Genomic DNA, 16,646 nt, shown 5'->3' with positions numbered 1-16,646 from the left:
CCTTACTTACGTTATAGCTCCTTAATCTGCTTCGTAAGTTCAATAAACCGTTCATCCAGTGCTTTATATTCTTTGTCTTTAGAAGTTAAAAAGCTTAATTTCCCTAATACTTCTTGTCTCTCTGTTTCTAACGTTAAACGTAGCTCTTCAATATCATCTCTTGTTTTAGTAGGTTCTTCTAGCTGCTTTTGTATCGTATTGTTTGAAAACACGAGTTTTGTGTTAGTTGTTTTCTCCAGAAAATATCGATCGTGAGATACAATTACTAATGTTCCGTTATACTCAGCTAATGTATTTTCAAGTTGTTCACGTGAAGGTAGATCCAAGTGATTCGTCGGTTCGTCTAAAATGAGTACATCTTTTTCATCTAAAATATAAGCCATTAGCTTACACTTTACTCTTTCTCCCATACTCATATGCTCAATCGGCTCTTTCCATTGAGACGCTTGGAATCCTAAATGTTTCATTAAATTTTGGACTTTTCCTCGTTCTTCAAACGTCTCTTTAAAAAATAAATTTTCTGGTGTTTTATCAAGCGGTAAATCAAAAACTTCTTGTGTTAAATAGCCGATGTTTGCTGAAGGTGAAATCCATATTTCTCCTTCAGCAGTTTCCATTCCCATAATCATCTTCAGTAATGTTGTTTTCCCACTACCGTTTGGTCCAACAATCGCAACTTTCTCACCGTGCTGAATTGTAAAATTAACGTTTTCAAATAATACTTTCCCATGAAAGTCTTTTTTTAATTGCTTTACTTCTAAAAAGCGTTTTCCTACTTTTTTGTTCGCTTGAATAGAAAACTCAACTGAATACTCTTCTTTCACACCTTCTTGTTTTGTAGACTGCGCGTGTGCCTTTTGTGACCATGAACTCAATTCTTTTATATGTGTTTCTACTTGTTCTATCTTTTTTTGCTGCTTTTCATATTCACGCTGCTGCGACTTTCTTTTTTGCTCACGTGCTTTCATGTAGCTCGTATAATTACCACTATGCTCAATTAATTTTTTGTCCTCAATTGACCATATTTTTGTTGCGACAACATCTAAAAAATATCGATCATGTGATACAACGATAACTGTACCTTTCATGTTTTTTATTTGTTTAATGAGAAATCCCGTACTGATCTCATCTAAATGATTTGTCGGTTCGTCTAATATTAAGACATTAGGATTTTCAGCAAATCCTTTTGCTAATCGAATTTTCAGCTTTTCACCACCACTTAAAGTATGAAAATCGTTCGTTGGCACGCCCCATTTCGCAAGAAGTTCTGCTTCTTTTGCAATTACATCATTACTAATAAAAGATTCTATTTCTTGCTCAACATATGCGGTTGTCATATTCATTTGCTGCCATTCAACAATCCCTTTTGAAGGCTCAATCTTTCCATTTATTAATTGAAGTAACGTTGATTTACCAGCACCGTTTTTACCAATTAATCCGATAACATCCCCTTGTTTTACTGTCACATTCATTTTCTCTAACAACATATTTTCTTTTATTTCAACATAAACATCATTTAATTTTAATAGTTCTTTCATAATACCGATCCCTTTCATTAAGGGAGAATAAAAAAATCCTCCCAAATAAATTTGGCAGGATTAGTCGTTAAAATATTCACACCCAAATAAGCTATTACGTAACATAAATAGCAATACCGTTCTATGGAAATTGGGCAGACTAATCCTATTTTTTAGAAATTGAAATTTATTGAATTTCAACATTTAAAAATAAGATTAGTTAATCATCGTCCACCCATCATTCCTTTCTGTCATTAATAACCATATTGTACCATGATAATACTGTATGCGTAAATATTATTATTTGTACTTCAAAAGCAATTATTTTTCTTCAAGTTTATTTTTACAATTTCATGTGCTCATATCTTTAATTTTTACTAATTTGTATCATTTATTCATATGAAAACTTTTTAAAAAATACAAAACAAGGCTAAAAAACTTATCTCCAACGTTCTTTAGCCTTGATCACTTTTTACACATTAAAAAATATTACTCGTACTACCGTACCTTTATCAACTTCTGAATGGATTTCTACACTATGTCCTAATTGCTTCGTAATTTCATATACGAGATATAGCCCCATTCCTGTTGATTCTTTAAAATCTCTACCGTTTTCTCCTGTAAAGAAAGGTTTGAAGACTCTTGGTAAATCTTGCTTCGGTATACCTACGCCATTATCAGCAATTTCAAGTATAACGGTATTACCTTCCTTACAAGCTTTCACTTTAATCTTTTCTCTACTACCTGATGAATATTTAATCGCATTCGATAGTATTTGCCCAATTAAAAATTGTAACCATTTCGCATCACTTTCTACAGTAATGTCCTTATCAATTTCAAGCTCTGGATATACAAAATTCCGGATAAAGAACCGTTTATGCTCATGTACCGAATCATTCACTATTTTATGTAGTTGTACTCTTTCTACATAAAAATCTTGTGTAAATGCTTCTAAACGTGCGACATACAGAGCCATTTCTAATCCCTTTTTTAATCGATCAGTTTCCTCATTTATACTTTCAAAACGTGAATCTACTTCATCCTGTGTAATTAATTCTATTACAGATAAAGGTGTTTTCATTTGATGAATCCACTGATTCATAAAGGTTAAATGGTCATTATTTTTTCTCTCTTGCATTTGCAGCTGATTTTGATAATGTCGATATTGCACCTCAAGTAGTTCTTGAAGAGCAGCCGATACAGCTGCAAAATCAGATTTTTGAACAGATTCATCCAAAGATTGCATCGGGTTTGCTAAGCGCTCATAAAAAGAACGATGTGTAAAATAACGAAACACTAAATAACTTCCCATAAAGAAAGCCCCTAGAAACATTGCATATAACGCCGTTGTAATATGATTATGCCCATCAAACCAATATACGAGAAATATAGCTAGTAGTTGAATTATAGTAAAGCAAATAAGTGGTATATGATCACGTATAAACAACCTTATCATTTTTCTATACCAGTATCCCAAGTAATATGCAATCTATATCCAACACTACGAATCGTTTCAATCGCACCTTCTATATGTAACGTTTGTAACTTTTTACGCACACGTGTTGTATTTACACTTAATGTATTATCATCAACATAAGATTCGCTATCCCATAATCTATTTAACAACACTTCCCTACTCACAACACGCGGATAATTTTTCATTAATGTCTCTAATAAAATAGCTTCGTTTCTCGTTATATCAATCTCTTCGTTTCTAAGTTTCAATACAAGTCTTTCAGGATATAAACAAAGGCCTTGTTGCTCAATCATTCGCTCTTCTAGTTTCGGTGCATAATCTCCATATGCACGTCTTAAATGACTACGAATTTTCGCCACTACAACTTCATAATGAAAAGGCTTCGGAATAAAATCATCGCCACCATTTTCTAACGCCATAACTTGATCCATCGTGCCTTCACGGGCCGAAATGAATAGTATCGGACATGTAGAAACACCGCGAATTTGACGACACCAAAAGTACCCATCAAAACTCGGTAAATTAATATCTAATAAAACTAACTCTGGTTGTTCATCTAAAAAAATGTCTAATACATTTTGAAAGTCCGATACAATAACTCCTTGATAACCATATTTCGCGACATGTGTTGATAATAGTTCTGCAATTTTCATATCGTCTTCTACAATCATAATTTTGACCATTATTGAACTCCTTTTTAATCCACATTCTCAAATATACTTATATAAATTAAATACTACCCCTTTTCACAAAATCCGTAAATTAAAAAAGGATGCTTTTATACAAAAGTATCCTTTTTCGTCCCTTATCTATTTAATATGAAATTTACTAAAAGTAAATCCTAGTTTCTCCACATAATCCATCCCTAATTCCATACGCGCCGTTTTCAACGGATCCACAACTTGGCAAACTTTTAAATTACCTGCTGCCGATAATAAAAGAGTTGCATCAGCTTTAGACATTGCTAATTCTTCATGTAAAAATTTCACCATATTATGTACAGCACGACTTGCTGCATCATCTAACAATTTCTCTGAAGCAATCGTCATCATTTTTTCTTTTTGAATAGCCATTGGTAACGGCCATTTCTTTCCTTTTATAATTTGAACTGTTACCGTTACCTCACCAGCAACCTCTACACCACTAACACCAATTTCACCATCACCCATTGCTGCGTGTAAATCACCTAACGTTAATAGTGCTCCTGGGACATTAACTGGTAGTAGTAATGTTGTTCCTTCTTTAATTTCTTTACAGTCCATATTCCCGCCGTGATCATGCGGTGTGCCACATGAAATGCTCTTTTCTTTCGGTGCAGTACCAATTACCCCAATCATTGGATTAATCGGGATTTGTAGTTCACTTGAAAACAAAACATGTTCGTTATGTATTGGGACAATTTTCACTGTATTTTCATTTAACTCATCCCCCATTACACCAAGGTTTGCACCTGTAGTTAAAACGCCCTGCTCTGCAATTTTAATTTTTTCAATCGTTACAACTAATATATCGCCAGGTTCTGCTCCTTTAATATATACAGGTCCAGTCGCTGGATTAATTCGATTCCAATCTAATTCTTGAAACACAATATCTTCAGAATCGATTTGATTTTCAAAGCAATCATATGTTTCAAATACAAGACTGCTCCCAATTTCCACTTCCATACACGGCTTATTCTCTGGTGACATTGAGTAAATGATATGGTCTTTATGAATTCGATACATAATACCTCTCCCTTTTATAGTTATCTACTATTACTAATTAGCTTTTTTTATACAAGCTCCTCTTAAAATTAAATGTTATTTTTATGTAAAAAAGCACGCAGATTGTTTTATAACATACACTCTTTACTATAACAGAAAGGTGGTATCACTATGCCCCTTATTCCATACAACGAAAGTGATGTTGATTTACTAGCTCGTTTAATTCGTGCTGAAGCTGAGGGCGAAGGTCGCCAAGGTGAGGAGTTAGTTGGATGCGTTGTAGTAAACCGTGTATTTTGTGATTGCTTAGATTTTAAACAACTCCGTACCGTACGAGACGCTGTATATCAAAGCCCCGGCGGATTTGAAGCAGTACAATATGGATATTTTTATCAACGCGCTCGTGAATCAGAAAAAGAAATCGCACGAAAAGTTTTACAAGGTGAATGGCGCTGGCCTGCACGATGGGCTCTTTGGTATTTCCGTCCAGTTGGAGCTTGTCCACCTGAATGGTATAATCAGCCATTTGTAGGACAGTTTAAAAGCCATTGTTTTTATGAACCAAGTGGTGATGAATGTCCGAAAATGTATTCACGATAGTAAAAAAGAAAACACCGAAAGTACCTGTTTTTATATATACTTTCGGTGTTTTCTTTTCATTCAAGTAATCTAATAGTAAGATAAAATATTTAACTCCTATAACATTTTATTAATCGAATATTCAACATGTACTGAAGTTTCTTAGACTAATAGAAACCAAATGGTATATAAGAGATTATCACTAAATAACAACTTTTAGTTTTAATGTATATATTTATTTATAAAAAAATGATAAACTAATTTACGCATTGGAAAAATTTTATAATGATAAAAAGGGGATCACTATGAAATTACTACGTTTATTTCTCATTCTAACTCTTGTTGTATTATTAAGCGCATGTGGTAATACAGCAGTAAAAGTCACCAAGGTTCAAAAAAACGGCAAGCGAATTCTAGCTTGCCGTTTTTATTTCTAACTCAATTTTCATAATATATACTTATCGATTAAACGAATTGTTTTGTGTATACTTCATCTTTATTTACATTCTATATTTAGACATTATTCTTAAAAAATCTTCTAAAATAAAAATTAAGTTATGACTTCCGGAATTTTAGTTTAATTACCTAAAAAAATTCTTTATCGCTTCTAATTGAATTTTATGACTACACTCATCACAACAATATGCCCCGTTTGGTTTCTCTTTAAATCGCTTATATTTTTCACTGCCTTCGTAAACACGAAATATATTCTTACAAGAAAAGCAAACAATTTCATAAAACATCATATGCATTTTCCTCTCCTTGTTTATACACTTTTTTAATCACTTGTGAGAAGGTCATTTTTCTACAGTATAAATCTTAATATCCTCTGACTAAAAGGTTTACCTCTATTCTTATCGAATTATATTAATATCTTATAACGCGAGGTGAACATCTTGTTCAGTAATATAGAATTAGTTTTAGATGCTAAAGCAAGTTTAGCTGAAGGACCATGTTGGAATGAAAAAAAGCAACTTTTATATTGGGTTGATATTATGGAGAGAAAATTATGCATCTACAATCCTACCGCTAATACGAACCGAGTAATTGCACTCAATCAACAAATTGGCTGTGTTGTTCCATATTTAGAGGATGTACTACTCTTAGCTATGGAAAAAGGCTTTTATTCTATTAATGTAAATACCGAAAAACTGACACATATTTTTGACCCTGAACCACATTTAATAGAAAATCGTTTCAATGATGGAAAATGTGATCCAGCTGGTCGTTTCTGGGCAGGTTCTACAGATACATACGGTATGAATGCTGCAGGTTCCTTGTATTGTTTACATCATAATTTAAGTGTAGAGAAAAAAGTTTCACATGTAAATACATCAAATGGAATTGCTTGGTCACCTGATCATACATACTTTTACTTTATAGATACACCTACTAAAAAAGTGGTTCGCTATCAATATAATATACGTACTGGAGACATTCATAATCCAAGTGATGTAATCAATTTCTCTGAAAATGATGGTCTACCTGATGGTATGACAATTGACGAAGAAGGTTGTTTATGGATTGCACATTGGGGAGGTTCAAAAATAACTAGATGGAATCCATCTACTGGAGAACAAATATTAAATATTCCAATTCCAGCTTTATATGTAACATCATGTACATTTGGAGGACCTAATTTAACAGATTTATATGTTACAACAGCCAGAACAAGAATGACGGATGACGAATTAAAAGAGTATCCACATGCTGGTGGTATTTTTCGAATTCAAACAAATATAAAAGGTTGTCCTACATATGAATTTTGCAATAAAAATATTGGGGCTGAAACAATATGAACCGTATCGATTACATAAGACAAGAAGAAAAGAAATATCACGACCTTTGCTATGAACAATATAAACTATTTGAAATTGGCTCTTGGCTGTACAAACCGGTTAAAACAGTTATGGACTTGATGGATCACTTTGAAGGACAAAACAACTTGCAAGTACTTGATCTTGGCTCTGGCGTCGGTAGAAATAGCATTCCAATTGCACAAAAATTAAGAAATACTAGCGGCACTGTTACATGTGTTGATTTACTTAATTCCGCTTTAACAAAGCTACAAACTTATAGCAAAGAACATGATGTATTCGAGGTTATAAAAACAGAACAAGCAGAAATTGAAAACTATCATATTGACTCTAACGCTTATGATTATATCGTTGCAGTATCAAGTTTAGAGCATGTTAAATCAAAAGAAGATTTTAAAAAAGTGCTCCATTCTATGAAACAAGGGACAAAAAACGACGGTATTAATTGTTTAATTATTAACTCTAACATACAAGAAATTGTTTTAAAAACGAATGAAGAATTAGAAGCTTTAATTGAAATTAATCTCCCAACTGATGAAATGATACATCTATTAAAAAGTATTTATAAAGGATGGAAAGAAGTAAAAGTTGAAATAAAAGAATTAGCTTATAATATAGTTCGTAATGAAAGACACATTCAATTAAAAACAAATGCTATAACGTTTGTAGTTCAGAAATAATCGTATAATAAAGATATGGTTATTTCTCTCAGATTTATTTTTATTGCACGAAATTTGCAAGTATAAATATTTATGAAACAAAAAAATAAAAGAGCACTTGTTTCCGCAAGTGCTCTTTTGGGGATTTTGAGATACCCTATTAACGAAAGTTAAGGTTACTTAAAGTTAAAAGGTATTTATATTATATGCTTGTCCTTTTTATTTGTGCATAATCAATATATAAACATCTTTAATCATTCTTAATAACTTTTAGTTATCGTTCTTTCTTACATTTTATCATTAAGAAATTGATTGAAGGTTTATTTACTATGTTCTTATTTGGTTCATCAATTTCCGAAACTTGTACTAATCCATATTGATTAAAATCTTTTTTTATAGATTCAGAATCATAGAAGAACATTTTTACACCTTCCATTATCTCATAATAATCTTTATCCAACTGTTTTCTTTTTCCGTACATGGGAGCTTTTTTAGAAACAGTTGTAAAAACCATATATCCTCCTGGTTTTAACTGATTATAACAATCTTCAATAAATTTCTCTCTTTCCTGTCCATTCAACAAATGAAGAAGTGCATGACTAAATATCCCATCATACAGTTTATTATCAAAAGGCATTTCGTTTACTGAACCGTGATACATACTAACATCTTCTAGTCCGTTTTCTCTTGCTAAATCGATCGCTGTTTTCGAAATTTCAATACCTGTTACATTTATACTATTTTCGATAAATACCTTTGCGTTTCTACCATATCCAATACCGGGAACTAATATGTCCTTAATGTTCTTTTCTAGAAAAAAATCTTTTGTCAAAATTGCAGATTCTGTAGGTTCAAATCCCCACATTGTTTGTTTCTCAATAAAACTTGATTCCCAAAATTCCATTTTATTTTTATCTCCTTATTCTTATCTCATGTTTAATATCACATGAAAGACCTATTCATTTTAACGCTGCTTTTTTCACCACAGTCACTATAGCTCCATTGAATATAGCATATTAATAAGCCTATATCTAATTTAAAGATTGGCTGAATATCTATTCTAAATATTAACTTTTACATTTAGAAAAAATAAAAAATGCCAATAATTCAATTGTATATTGGCATTTCACATAAGAAATTATCTTTTTATTTTGTGCTGATCTAATGTTTTTTCTAACATTTCTAAAGTTATCGGTTGAGCTTTCTCTATTAATTGATAACCAATACGTCCATTCGGCTCAGCTGTAACTTGCTGCAAAATCTTTAAATCATGTATTCCTTTTTCTCTTAATTGCATATAAAGTTGTTGTTCAGACATTTTTGCCTTCATCAAGTTCGCTTTAATAATCTCTCCATTTTCAACAATTACAAAGCTACTGCCATTTAGGAATTGTTCCGCCTCCCTTGATTTCAGTTCAAAGAAATGAATGATAAGAAGTACGCTTGCAAATATTACAGCTGCAAATATAGATGGGACTACTTTCCTACTTAATACAGGCTCTACAATAATACGCGCAATTGATACTACTATGATGATTTCAGCTCTTGTCATTTGGCTAACAGATTTACTACCTGTCATTTTTAATGCAAGAATCCCAGTGAGAATTAAAATAATGCTTTCAACAATAATATGCATAATAGCCCAATCCTTTAATGGTAAATGTTATTAGCATTCTAGATGCACTTTAAACTTTTTGGTGAAAATTAAAACTTACATATATAGAAAATGGATCTATTTAGATCCATCTTTTTTCAATAAGAATTTGATGATCTATTTTCTATTGTCAAAAAAACAAAAGCACCCAAATGGATGCGTATAGATTAAACTTATTCATTATTACTTTCTCCACTTTGATCATCAACTGATTTCGAGTCTAACATGCTGCCTATATCAGGCGGTAAGGCTAGCTCTATACCAGCTACTGGTTGATTATCTTCATTAAACCATTGTTTCTTAAATTTACTCAATTCTTCATTTTTCTTATTTCCATCCATATTACCCCGCCTTTTATGTACGTGATATTAAATACTTTACTTAATATGTACATTGAGAAAGATAATATACGATTTGTACATAATGAAAGAGCAACAACCCGTTGTGCCTATTAAAAATTAACACGTACATGCTACTCCTCGTTTTATTATCATATTAATGACAAAATATATGTGAGCTACGTGACAAGTACGTTGTCATTTTATTCATATGAGACAAATACTTTTAAAGGAGTAATTATTCCTTCACTTAATTCCTCAAAACATTTTTCAAGCGCAGTATAATGAATTTCATGTTGAAAAATCTCTTCTATCCATGGCGTCTGTTCTATTTGACTAAAAAACCAATCTGCATGTTTTTGGTAATCATATCCATCACTTGAACCAATGATTTTCAATTCTTTTCGATAAAAGTCGGCGGTTAATGTTAAGTCTTCTATATTACCATCAGAAAGAATGCATATCGCTCCATTACTATTAATAGCCTTTTGCAATGTGTGAAACCCTCTATTTATAGCAGAACATTCCAAACCGTAATTATATGTTTCTATTATTTGTTTTTCTGAATCAAAGAGGTTTTTCGCACCAAACTTCTTTGCAAATTCTCTTCTATTTTTATTAGGCTCAACAACATCCACACGCTCAACACCTACATAGTATTTTAAGAAATAACAAGCGAGTAAACCGATAACTCCCATTCCAGTAATAAGTACTTTTTCATCCTGTCGCGGGTCTAGCTTCAATACTCCTTTAGCAGCATCACACGAAAGAATAGATAATAAAGCTATATAACTAGGCACTCGAATTACTTTATCTCCCTTAACTATTCCTATCGTTTCATGTCCATAAAAAGAAACTACTTTATCACCTACGTTTAAATTTGTTACTTTATTATCAACTTGAATTACTTCACCATAACTTTCATATCCAGTTTTTTTTGGATAGATAGGATTTGTATCTGTAACATCCGATTCTTTATACTGTGGTAACTCTGCTCCAATACTTATTGCACCTGCAATTGTTTTAACGATAATTTCATCGTCCTGTATGTCCTTAATTTCATTTGTTTCCCACTCGATTTGTTTAGGCTCTTTTAAAATTAACTTATATTGTTCCATTTATATCCTCTCTTTTTATAAAGATGTTATAAGTAATATTGTTATCCATCTAGTTATCGACTATATTTATTTACCTAATAGAGAAATTACCCTTGCCCAGGTTTATACCGTTACTGCTTCTGTACATTACTGTTCAGCATCTAACACTTTAAGATTACTATTCTGATAACATCTTAAGAAAAGTTGTTGCCGCCCAAATAAAATACGCAAGTTGCGTAACGATATACATCGTAATTTCAAAACCTGTAAGCTTTCTTTCCCTTTTTATTTTCTTTAAATATCTATAAAAACAAAATGAACATAAGATCAGTAAAACAATAGACATTTGATATAGATTTTCCAATAAAAGAACTGCCATTTATTTCATCACCTTTCCAATAGAAAATAGGCTATAGTTCAAGCATATCACAAAAAACGGGATTAATTACCATATTACCCCAAGAAGATATTACCCAATTAAAACCAGTCACCTTTTTGAATTTACTCAATACAATGTTATATAATCAACTACACACGATATAATAGGAGATTACTTTCTTTCACTGCAAATGCTTAGGAGGAAGTTGTACATGTAATTGATTCATAACATAAGAAAGGCGTTTCATAACCTATGTCACTACGATACAGTCAATTTAATACACGCTATTCAATCATTAAATATTTCACTTCATAAAATATCTCCTTTTATTACTTCACCAGTTAATCTTGAATACGGAAGGAACGTTATCTATCAGTCTGAATTTGTAGAGATTTTAGTATTAAATTTCCCCAGCAAAGCAAAGACTTTTGTGCACGATCACGGAATATCTGTAGGATGTATGCTAATAGTCAATGGTACGCTACAAAATATAACGTACGAAAATAATAGCGAGCGGATTGAAGAGTTTACAGAGGGAAATATTTTCACAGTAAAAAAAGATACTGTGCATAAAATGTATAATGCTACAGATTCGGCAGTAATAACTTTCCACGTATATTCCCCACCATTAAAAGATGTCCAAATATATGAATAGTCTTTAGAAGGAGGAAATATGCAAAATTTGAAAGATTACTATATAAAGAGCTTACAAGATGGTCGTAACGTTTGGCTCTATGGACAAAAAGTAGATGTAACTACAGACAAACATTTTGCAGGAACATTAAGTACCATTTCTAATTTATTTTCATTGTTTGATGATCCAATACGAAGAGATTCTGTTGGATATGTTAGCCCAAAAACGAAAGAATTTGTCCATACAGCCTTTTTAATTCCGAATTCCTATAACGAATTATTAATGAGAAGAACCGCTTTTGAAACGTGGAGTTATGCTACAGACGGTGTAATGAGTAGACTATCTGATTACGCAAGATCGAGACTTACCGGCTGGTACGTATCAAAATATTTTTATAAAAAATTCGATGTACAGTTTCCAGATAAAATTACATCTTATTATGAAGAAGCGAGAGATAATCACTTGTTCTTAAGCGTAGTTCAACGTGATCCACAAATAAATCGATCTACAGAATCAATGTTGAATACAAATGACTTAGGATTACTAAGAGTTACGAAGAAAACTTCTGACGGAATTTATTTAAGTGGTGCTAAAATGATCGGTACTGCTTCTCCTTATTCAAATGATTTATTAATCTATCCATTAGCAAAACTGACTGATACTCAAAAAGATTTAGCTCACTTTCTCATTGTGGCAGCCAATTCTCCTGGATTACATATGGTTTGTAGAGAACCATTTGCGAATACACATTCAATTACAGTTGATTCCCCTCTTAGCTCACAGTACGATGAAATGGATGCACTATTAATCTTTGATAATGTATTTGTACCATGGGAACGTGTCTTACTATATAACAACCCTGAAGCGTTATGAGCAATAAAGTCAGATATAGCTTCTAGTAGTTTAGCTTATCACCAAGCAATTGTACGATTAGTAGTAAAGCTAGAATTTATAACTGCAATTGCTTGTGAAATTGCTGAAGCAATCGGTGCTACTACTTATTTGCATGTTCAAGAGAAGCTTGGGGAATTAATTATGCAAATCGAAACAATTCGCGCACTTTTAATTGCTGCAGAAGTTGAAGGTACTACAAATGAAACAAAAACTTATTTGCCGAAATTTAAATATATCGAAACTGCAAGGAATCTTGGTTCCAAATATTATCCCCGTGCAATAGAAATTTTACAATTAATTGGAGCAGGTGGTTTCATTCAACTTCCTTCGAGCTCGAATGACTTCCAGAGTCCGATAGCTGATTTATTGAAAAAATACTTTAATGGAACGAATATAGATGCCGAACAACGTACAAAATTATTTAAGTTAGCCTGGGATATCATCGGAAGCCCATTAGGATCTAGACACGAATTGTACGAAAGATTTTACGCGGGAGATTCAATACGAAATACAGCTACGCAATATGTAAATTATGATAAAAATCATTTTAAAAAGATGCTAAGTAAATATTTACATTAATGAAAAAGAGCACTTTTTGCTAAGAGTGCTCTTAAAAAACATATAGTTATTCAGTTACATATATAGTTGCTCCGGCCACAACTGCTACTTTTCTCCGTAATCGTTTCATTTTATTCAACTTTTATAATTCAGCTTTATAACCTCTGGTATATGCTTCCTATCATATTTCCTCATATAGGCTTCTCCATCTGGAGTAACTAATTGTAAAACAATCTCACAACAAACCTCCTAATTCAAATTATTCCTTTCTAAACTGAAAATCCAACTGTCTTGATTGCTTGATTTCCTCAATTACTTTACGAATACCTTCTTCAATCTTATCTTCTTTTACATTCGAAACATTTAATTTTAATAGTTTTTCTTTAGGAAAATCCCTCATATAATTCTTATCAATAGTATCGACACTTATTTGAATGTCACCTAATTTTTGTATAAGTGTTTCTGTAACTATGTTTTTCTGCATTTCTAAACAAGTGTGTATTCCCAGTGTGTTTTGTCTATTATATGTAAATAATGATGAATTTTCATTTTGCACTTTTTCTAATGTTTCTGCTAGTTTTATTGATCTATTGTAGTAGGAAGAATTAATTTTACTTTTATGACGTTCAAACATACCACTCTTTATATAAATTTCTAAAGCCGCTTGAGAAATCATCGGACTATCAATATCTAGTATTTTTTTGTATGTATAGAAAGCATTTGCAATGGATCGTGGGATGACCGCAACTCCAACCCGTAAACCTGGAAAAATAATCTTCGAATAACTTTTCAAATATATGACATGACTACAATTATCCAAGCTATATAACGGATCTGCTTTTGAATCAGTTTCTAAATCTGCTAAATAATCATCTTCCACTATAAATACATTGTATTTCTTAGCCAATAGTGTGATTTTTTCTTTCTCATCTTTAGAATAAGACGTTCCAAGCGGATGATGATATCTCGGTATCGTATAGAAGAATTTTATTTTTCCAGTTTGAAATATTTGCTCCAATTCATTCAAATCGATACCTTTATTCGTACGTCTAATACCGATTACAGGAACTTTATTTATTTCTAGATAATCAATATATAGATAATATGTTGGCTGTTCAATTAATACAGTTTCATTTCCATTCGGAAATGGTATGGAAGTTAATATAGCAAGTGCCTGCTGAACACCTGACGTTATAAAAATATTTTCTTCTTTTGTAAAGACTTGATAATTTGCTAGTTGTTTTTGAATAACTGGTATTAAAGATGGTAAACCTTTCGGCGTTCCATATACAAACAAATCATTTTTATACGTATCAATAGCCTTATTAATACAATGTTGAAAATCTAAATATGGGAAAACATCTGGATCTGGTGCTGAGGAAGCAAAATCAATTATCTCGTTATTTTCTATGGTACTCCCAGATTTCTTAACAACGTAATATCCACTTTGAGGGACAGAATATATAATATGACGCTTTTCTAATTCATGAAGCGCACGTATAACTGTCGCCTTATTACATTCATATTGCGTAACGAGTGACCGTATAGACGGTAATTTCTTTCCTTCATTTATTTCTCCATTTTGAATCATATTTTCTATGTCGTTTAAAATATGTAAATACTTATACATATTACACCTCCTTCAGCAATTTTCTATTTAATTATATCGATTTTATATTCATATAGCATTCATTCCTCAATTAGTTAATTTTCCGATCATCTATATCGTAAATCCCAATAGCGTATGAATCATTTTCAATCCATTTCTTTACTGCTTCTGTTTTAAGTACCCCTTCAACTTCTTTTTCTATTTTCTGTCCAAGTTCTCTCGCCCCTACTTCATCATCGCTAATCTTAGTTTTTATATCAATGGTAACAGGTTGATTCTTTTTATAATTTATTTGCTGAATCCCAAACCCTTCATATCCATTCTTCCTGAATACGTCATCAAATATCTGTCCAAAAACTAACTCCCATCTATGTTCTGCATTTACAATCTCCTTGTTTCTTTGAGATATATTTACTTTATAGGACGTAACACCTTGAATTTGCAATCTTTTATTAATTTCTTTTTTTATTTCGTTAGCATTTTCGCTATCAGCAATTTCTAAATCTACTATTCTTGCTTTTTCATCCCATATAGCAGCACTAAAAAAAGATTCCTCCTTTACCGCTGCTGTAGCAATATCCATCACTATAGAATCTTCACTTTTAGCATCTTCAATCTCATTCTCACAGGCACATAATAAAGCAAATGGAATTAATAATACAAGTACCTTTGTTCCCTTTCTCATGTAGCACCCCTCCACACATTTTCATTTACGATAAACTTTTTACTTTGACATATAAATACCTTCTATAATTATTAAATTTAACATTATTTCACATTTTCCCCACTTAACAAGGGAATTACAATTAATAAATAGAATATCTCTATGAATAAATAAAAAGTGAGGGATATATAATGCAACGTGTAAATACGATTGATATTAGTAATGTACTACAATTGGAAAAAACTCTTTCGACTTTATTAAATAAGATGATTTCTTCAAAACTAGACCTTGAAAATTGGTTAAAAGAGCAGTCAAAAGTAATTTGGGAAATCGAAGAACAATTAAGATTACATTACATCGCCTTTCAATGTAATACGGATGATGAAGAAATAAAGGATACATTTGAACATGATCAACAATTTGTAAAGCCACTTTTAAAGCGGTACCAAAATTTATTGGATAATAAATATTTAGAGTCACCTTTTCGAATGGAATTAGATTCTAACGTATATGGTTTATTAGATACAAAAATAAAAAATGCTCAAAAGTTATTTTGTGAGGAAAATATTGAATTAGAAATACAGGAAGACAAATTAGTCACAGAGTACTTTGAAATCACTGGAGGATTAAGTGCCATTTGGGACGGAGAAGAAAAAACGATAACAGAATTACAATCCTATTTACAAGATTCGAATCGTGACATCCGTAAAAAGGCAAAAACTATTATTTCTGAACAATTTTTATCTGTTGAAAAAGAACTCCAAAACATATTAAATCAATTAATTGAAATTCGCCATCAAAAAGCAAAAAATATTCAACTAGAGAATTATCGCGATTATATGTTCAAAAAATACGAGCGTTTTGATTATTCAGCGATAGATTGCTATGAACTAGCCGAATCCATACGTAAGTATGTTGTGCCTCTTAAAGATAAAATAATGCTAGAGAAAAAAGAAAAACTGCAAGTAGATACACTTGTGCGTGATAGGTAAAGCTTTGATATCATCTCCACCTTTTCCCCCACCTAACACCGTACGTGACAGTTTCCCGTCATACGGCGTCCCATC

16 protein-coding genes and 4 pseudogenes are annotated in these 16,646 nt (G+C 31.8%); 7 read left to right on the top strand and 13 right to left on the bottom strand.

Features of this window, described 5'->3' with window-relative positions; genetic code table 11:
- Positions 1–11: 11 nt before the first annotated feature.
- From MR169_RS18215 to MR169_RS18200, 4 genes are all read right to left on the bottom strand, one after another.
- Positions 12–1,538 carry an ABC-F family ATP-binding cassette domain-containing protein gene (locus MR169_RS18215; protein WP_242319794.1) on the bottom strand — a complete coding sequence of 509 codons (1,527 nt, stop codon included), beginning with the start codon at positions 1,536–1,538 and terminating at the stop codon, positions 12–14.
- A 451-nt stretch (positions 1,539–1,989) separates the two neighbouring features.
- Complete coding sequence (locus MR169_RS18210; protein WP_002103134.1) at positions 1,990–2,973, bottom strand: sensor histidine kinase; 984 nt, start codon at positions 2,971–2,973, stop codon at positions 1,990–1,992.
- Positions 2,970–3,677, bottom strand: coding sequence for a winged helix-turn-helix domain-containing protein (locus tag MR169_RS18205; RefSeq protein ID WP_242319793.1), 708 nt, complete (start codon positions 3,675–3,677; stop codon positions 2,970–2,972). Before MR169_RS18205 ends, MR169_RS18210 begins: the two co-directional genes overlap by 4 nt.
- Positions 3,678–3,803: 126 nt before the next feature.
- Entirely contained in the window at positions 3,804–4,718 is a 915-nt protein-coding gene (locus MR169_RS18200; RefSeq protein WP_016117979.1) for an acetamidase/formamidase family protein, read from the bottom strand.
- 150 nt (positions 4,719–4,868) lie between these two features.
- Here MR169_RS18200 and MR169_RS18195 point away from each other — a divergent pair, with 150 nt between their 5' ends.
- Together MR169_RS18195 and MR169_RS28500 are read left to right on the top strand one after the other, a co-directional pair.
- Positions 4,869–5,297 carry a cell wall hydrolase gene (locus MR169_RS18195; RefSeq protein WP_001128398.1) on the top strand — a complete coding sequence of 143 codons (429 nt, stop codon included), beginning with the start codon at positions 4,869–4,871 and terminating at the stop codon, positions 5,295–5,297.
- 284 nt (positions 5,298–5,581) lie between these two features.
- Positions 5,582–5,692: pseudogene (locus MR169_RS28500) on the top strand (BA_1872 family lipoprotein); the annotation flags it as partial.
- 165 nt (positions 5,693–5,857) lie between these two features.
- Here the strand turns inward: MR169_RS28500 and MR169_RS18190 are convergent.
- Positions 5,858–6,028, bottom strand: coding sequence for a DUF2197 domain-containing protein (locus tag MR169_RS18190; RefSeq protein WP_000551047.1), 171 nt, complete (start codon positions 6,026–6,028; stop codon positions 5,858–5,860).
- Between the two features lie 144 nt (positions 6,029–6,172).
- Here MR169_RS18190 and MR169_RS18185 point away from each other — a divergent pair, with 144 nt between their 5' ends.
- Together MR169_RS18185 and MR169_RS18180 are read left to right on the top strand one after the other, a co-directional pair.
- Entirely contained in the window at positions 6,173–7,075 is a 903-nt protein-coding gene (locus MR169_RS18185; RefSeq protein ID WP_000492422.1) for an SMP-30/gluconolactonase/LRE family protein, read from the top strand.
- Positions 7,072–7,773: a class I SAM-dependent methyltransferase gene (locus MR169_RS18180; protein WP_001079461.1), complete on the top strand. Its 702-nt coding sequence runs from the start codon at positions 7,072–7,074 to the stop codon at positions 7,771–7,773. Before MR169_RS18185 ends, MR169_RS18180 begins: the two co-directional genes overlap by 4 nt.
- A gap of 253 nt (positions 7,774–8,026) precedes the next feature.
- Here MR169_RS18180 and MR169_RS18175 read toward each other — a convergent pair whose 3' ends face one another.
- From MR169_RS18175 to MR169_RS18155, 5 genes are all read right to left on the bottom strand, one after another.
- A complete protein-coding gene (locus tag MR169_RS18175; protein ID WP_000397590.1) occupies positions 8,027–8,656 on the bottom strand; it encodes a class I SAM-dependent methyltransferase in 630 nt (209 codons plus the stop codon).
- A gap of 234 nt (positions 8,657–8,890) precedes the next feature.
- On the bottom strand, positions 8,891–9,388 hold the full coding sequence (locus MR169_RS18170; protein ID WP_000547582.1) for a DUF421 domain-containing protein: 498 nt from the start codon (positions 9,386–9,388) through the stop codon (positions 8,891–8,893).
- 191 nt (positions 9,389–9,579) lie between these two features.
- On the bottom strand, positions 9,580–9,747 hold the full coding sequence (locus MR169_RS18165) for a hypothetical protein (protein WP_000348947.1): 168 nt from the start codon (positions 9,745–9,747) through the stop codon (positions 9,580–9,582).
- Between the two features lie 200 nt (positions 9,748–9,947).
- Positions 9,948–10,862, bottom strand: a complete 915-nt coding sequence (locus tag MR169_RS18160) for a zinc-binding dehydrogenase (protein WP_242319792.1) — start codon at positions 10,860–10,862, stop codon at positions 9,948–9,950.
- A gap of 157 nt (positions 10,863–11,019) precedes the next feature.
- Entirely contained in the window at positions 11,020–11,220 is a 201-nt protein-coding gene (locus MR169_RS18155; protein WP_000279681.1) for a hypothetical protein, read from the bottom strand.
- 217 nt (positions 11,221–11,437) lie between these two features.
- Between MR169_RS18155 and MR169_RS18150 the strand changes: the two genes are divergently transcribed.
- Positions 11,438–11,875: a cysteine dioxygenase gene (locus MR169_RS18150; RefSeq protein WP_242319791.1), complete on the top strand. Its 438-nt coding sequence runs from the start codon at positions 11,438–11,440 to the stop codon at positions 11,873–11,875.
- Between the two features lie 18 nt (positions 11,876–11,893).
- Positions 11,894–13,327: pseudogene (locus tag MR169_RS18145) on the top strand (4-hydroxyphenylacetate 3-hydroxylase family protein).
- Between the two features lie 114 nt (positions 13,328–13,441).
- On the opposite strand, the pseudogene MR169_RS18140 reads toward MR169_RS18145, so the two are convergent.
- The 3 genes and pseudogenes from MR169_RS18140 to MR169_RS18130 form a co-directional block, all read right to left on the bottom strand.
- Positions 13,442–13,552, bottom strand: a pseudogene (locus MR169_RS18140) (carboxypeptidase regulatory-like domain-containing protein); the annotation flags it as partial.
- Positions 13,553–13,565: 13 nt separating this feature from the next.
- On the bottom strand, positions 13,566–14,936 hold the full coding sequence (locus MR169_RS18135; protein WP_242319790.1) for an aminotransferase-like domain-containing protein: 1,371 nt from the start codon (positions 14,934–14,936) through the stop codon (positions 13,566–13,568).
- A gap of 70 nt (positions 14,937–15,006) precedes the next feature.
- Positions 15,007–15,600: a DUF4030 domain-containing protein gene (locus MR169_RS18130; RefSeq protein WP_242319789.1), complete on the bottom strand. Its 594-nt coding sequence runs from the start codon at positions 15,598–15,600 to the stop codon at positions 15,007–15,009.
- 170 nt (positions 15,601–15,770) lie between these two features.
- On the opposite strand from MR169_RS18130, the pseudogene MR169_RS18125 reads away from it, so the two are divergent.
- Positions 15,771–16,556 (top strand): annotated as a pseudogene (locus MR169_RS18125) (M3 family oligoendopeptidase); the annotation flags it as partial.
- Positions 16,557–16,646: the final 90 nt, after the last annotated feature.

This window comes from Bacillus cereus group sp. BfR-BA-01349 (genome assembly GCF_022663795.1).
Lineage (GTDB): Bacteria > Bacillota > Bacilli > Bacillales > Bacillaceae_G > Bacillus_A > Bacillus_A cereus.
Note: the sequence above shows the minus strand (reverse complement) of the source record. Positions and strands in the feature narration are given on the sequence as shown.

Coding starts and splice junctions, on each gene's coding strand:
- MR169_RS18165 (WP_000348947.1), bottom strand. CDS start 9,747: ATGGATGGAAATAAGAAAAATGAAGAATTGAGTAAATTTAAGAAACAA.
- MR169_RS18210 (WP_002103134.1), bottom strand. CDS start 2,973: ATGATAAGGTTGTTTATACGTGATCATATACCACTTATTTGCTTTACT.
- MR169_RS18170 (WP_000547582.1), bottom strand. CDS start 9,388: ATGCATATTATTGTTGAAAGCATTATTTTAATTCTCACTGGGATTCTT.
- MR169_RS18180 (WP_001079461.1), top strand. CDS start 7,072: ATGAACCGTATCGATTACATAAGACAAGAAGAAAAGAAATATCACGAC.
- MR169_RS18190 (WP_000551047.1), bottom strand. CDS start 6,028: ATGCATATGATGTTTTATGAAATTGTTTGCTTTTCTTGTAAGAATATA.
- MR169_RS18195 (WP_001128398.1), top strand. CDS start 4,869: ATGCCCCTTATTCCATACAACGAAAGTGATGTTGATTTACTAGCTCGT.
- MR169_RS18155 (WP_000279681.1), bottom strand. CDS start 11,220: ATGGCAGTTCTTTTATTGGAAAATCTATATCAAATGTCTATTGTTTTA.
- MR169_RS18205 (WP_242319793.1), bottom strand. CDS start 3,677: ATGGTCAAAATTATGATTGTAGAAGACGATATGAAAATTGCAGAACTA.
- MR169_RS18130 (WP_242319789.1), bottom strand. CDS start 15,600: ATGAGAAAGGGAACAAAGGTACTTGTATTATTAATTCCATTTGCTTTA.
- MR169_RS18215 (WP_242319794.1), bottom strand. CDS start 1,538: ATGAAAGAACTATTAAAATTAAATGATGTTTATGTTGAAATAAAAGAA.
- MR169_RS18200 (WP_016117979.1), bottom strand. CDS start 4,718: ATGTATCGAATTCATAAAGACCATATCATTTACTCAATGTCACCAGAG.
- MR169_RS18175 (WP_000397590.1), bottom strand. CDS start 8,656: ATGGAATTTTGGGAATCAAGTTTTATTGAGAAACAAACAATGTGGGGA.
- MR169_RS18135 (WP_242319790.1), bottom strand. CDS start 14,936: ATGTATAAGTATTTACATATTTTAAACGACATAGAAAATATGATTCAA.
- MR169_RS18160 (WP_242319792.1), bottom strand. CDS start 10,862: ATGGAACAATATAAGTTAATTTTAAAAGAGCCTAAACAAATCGAGTGG.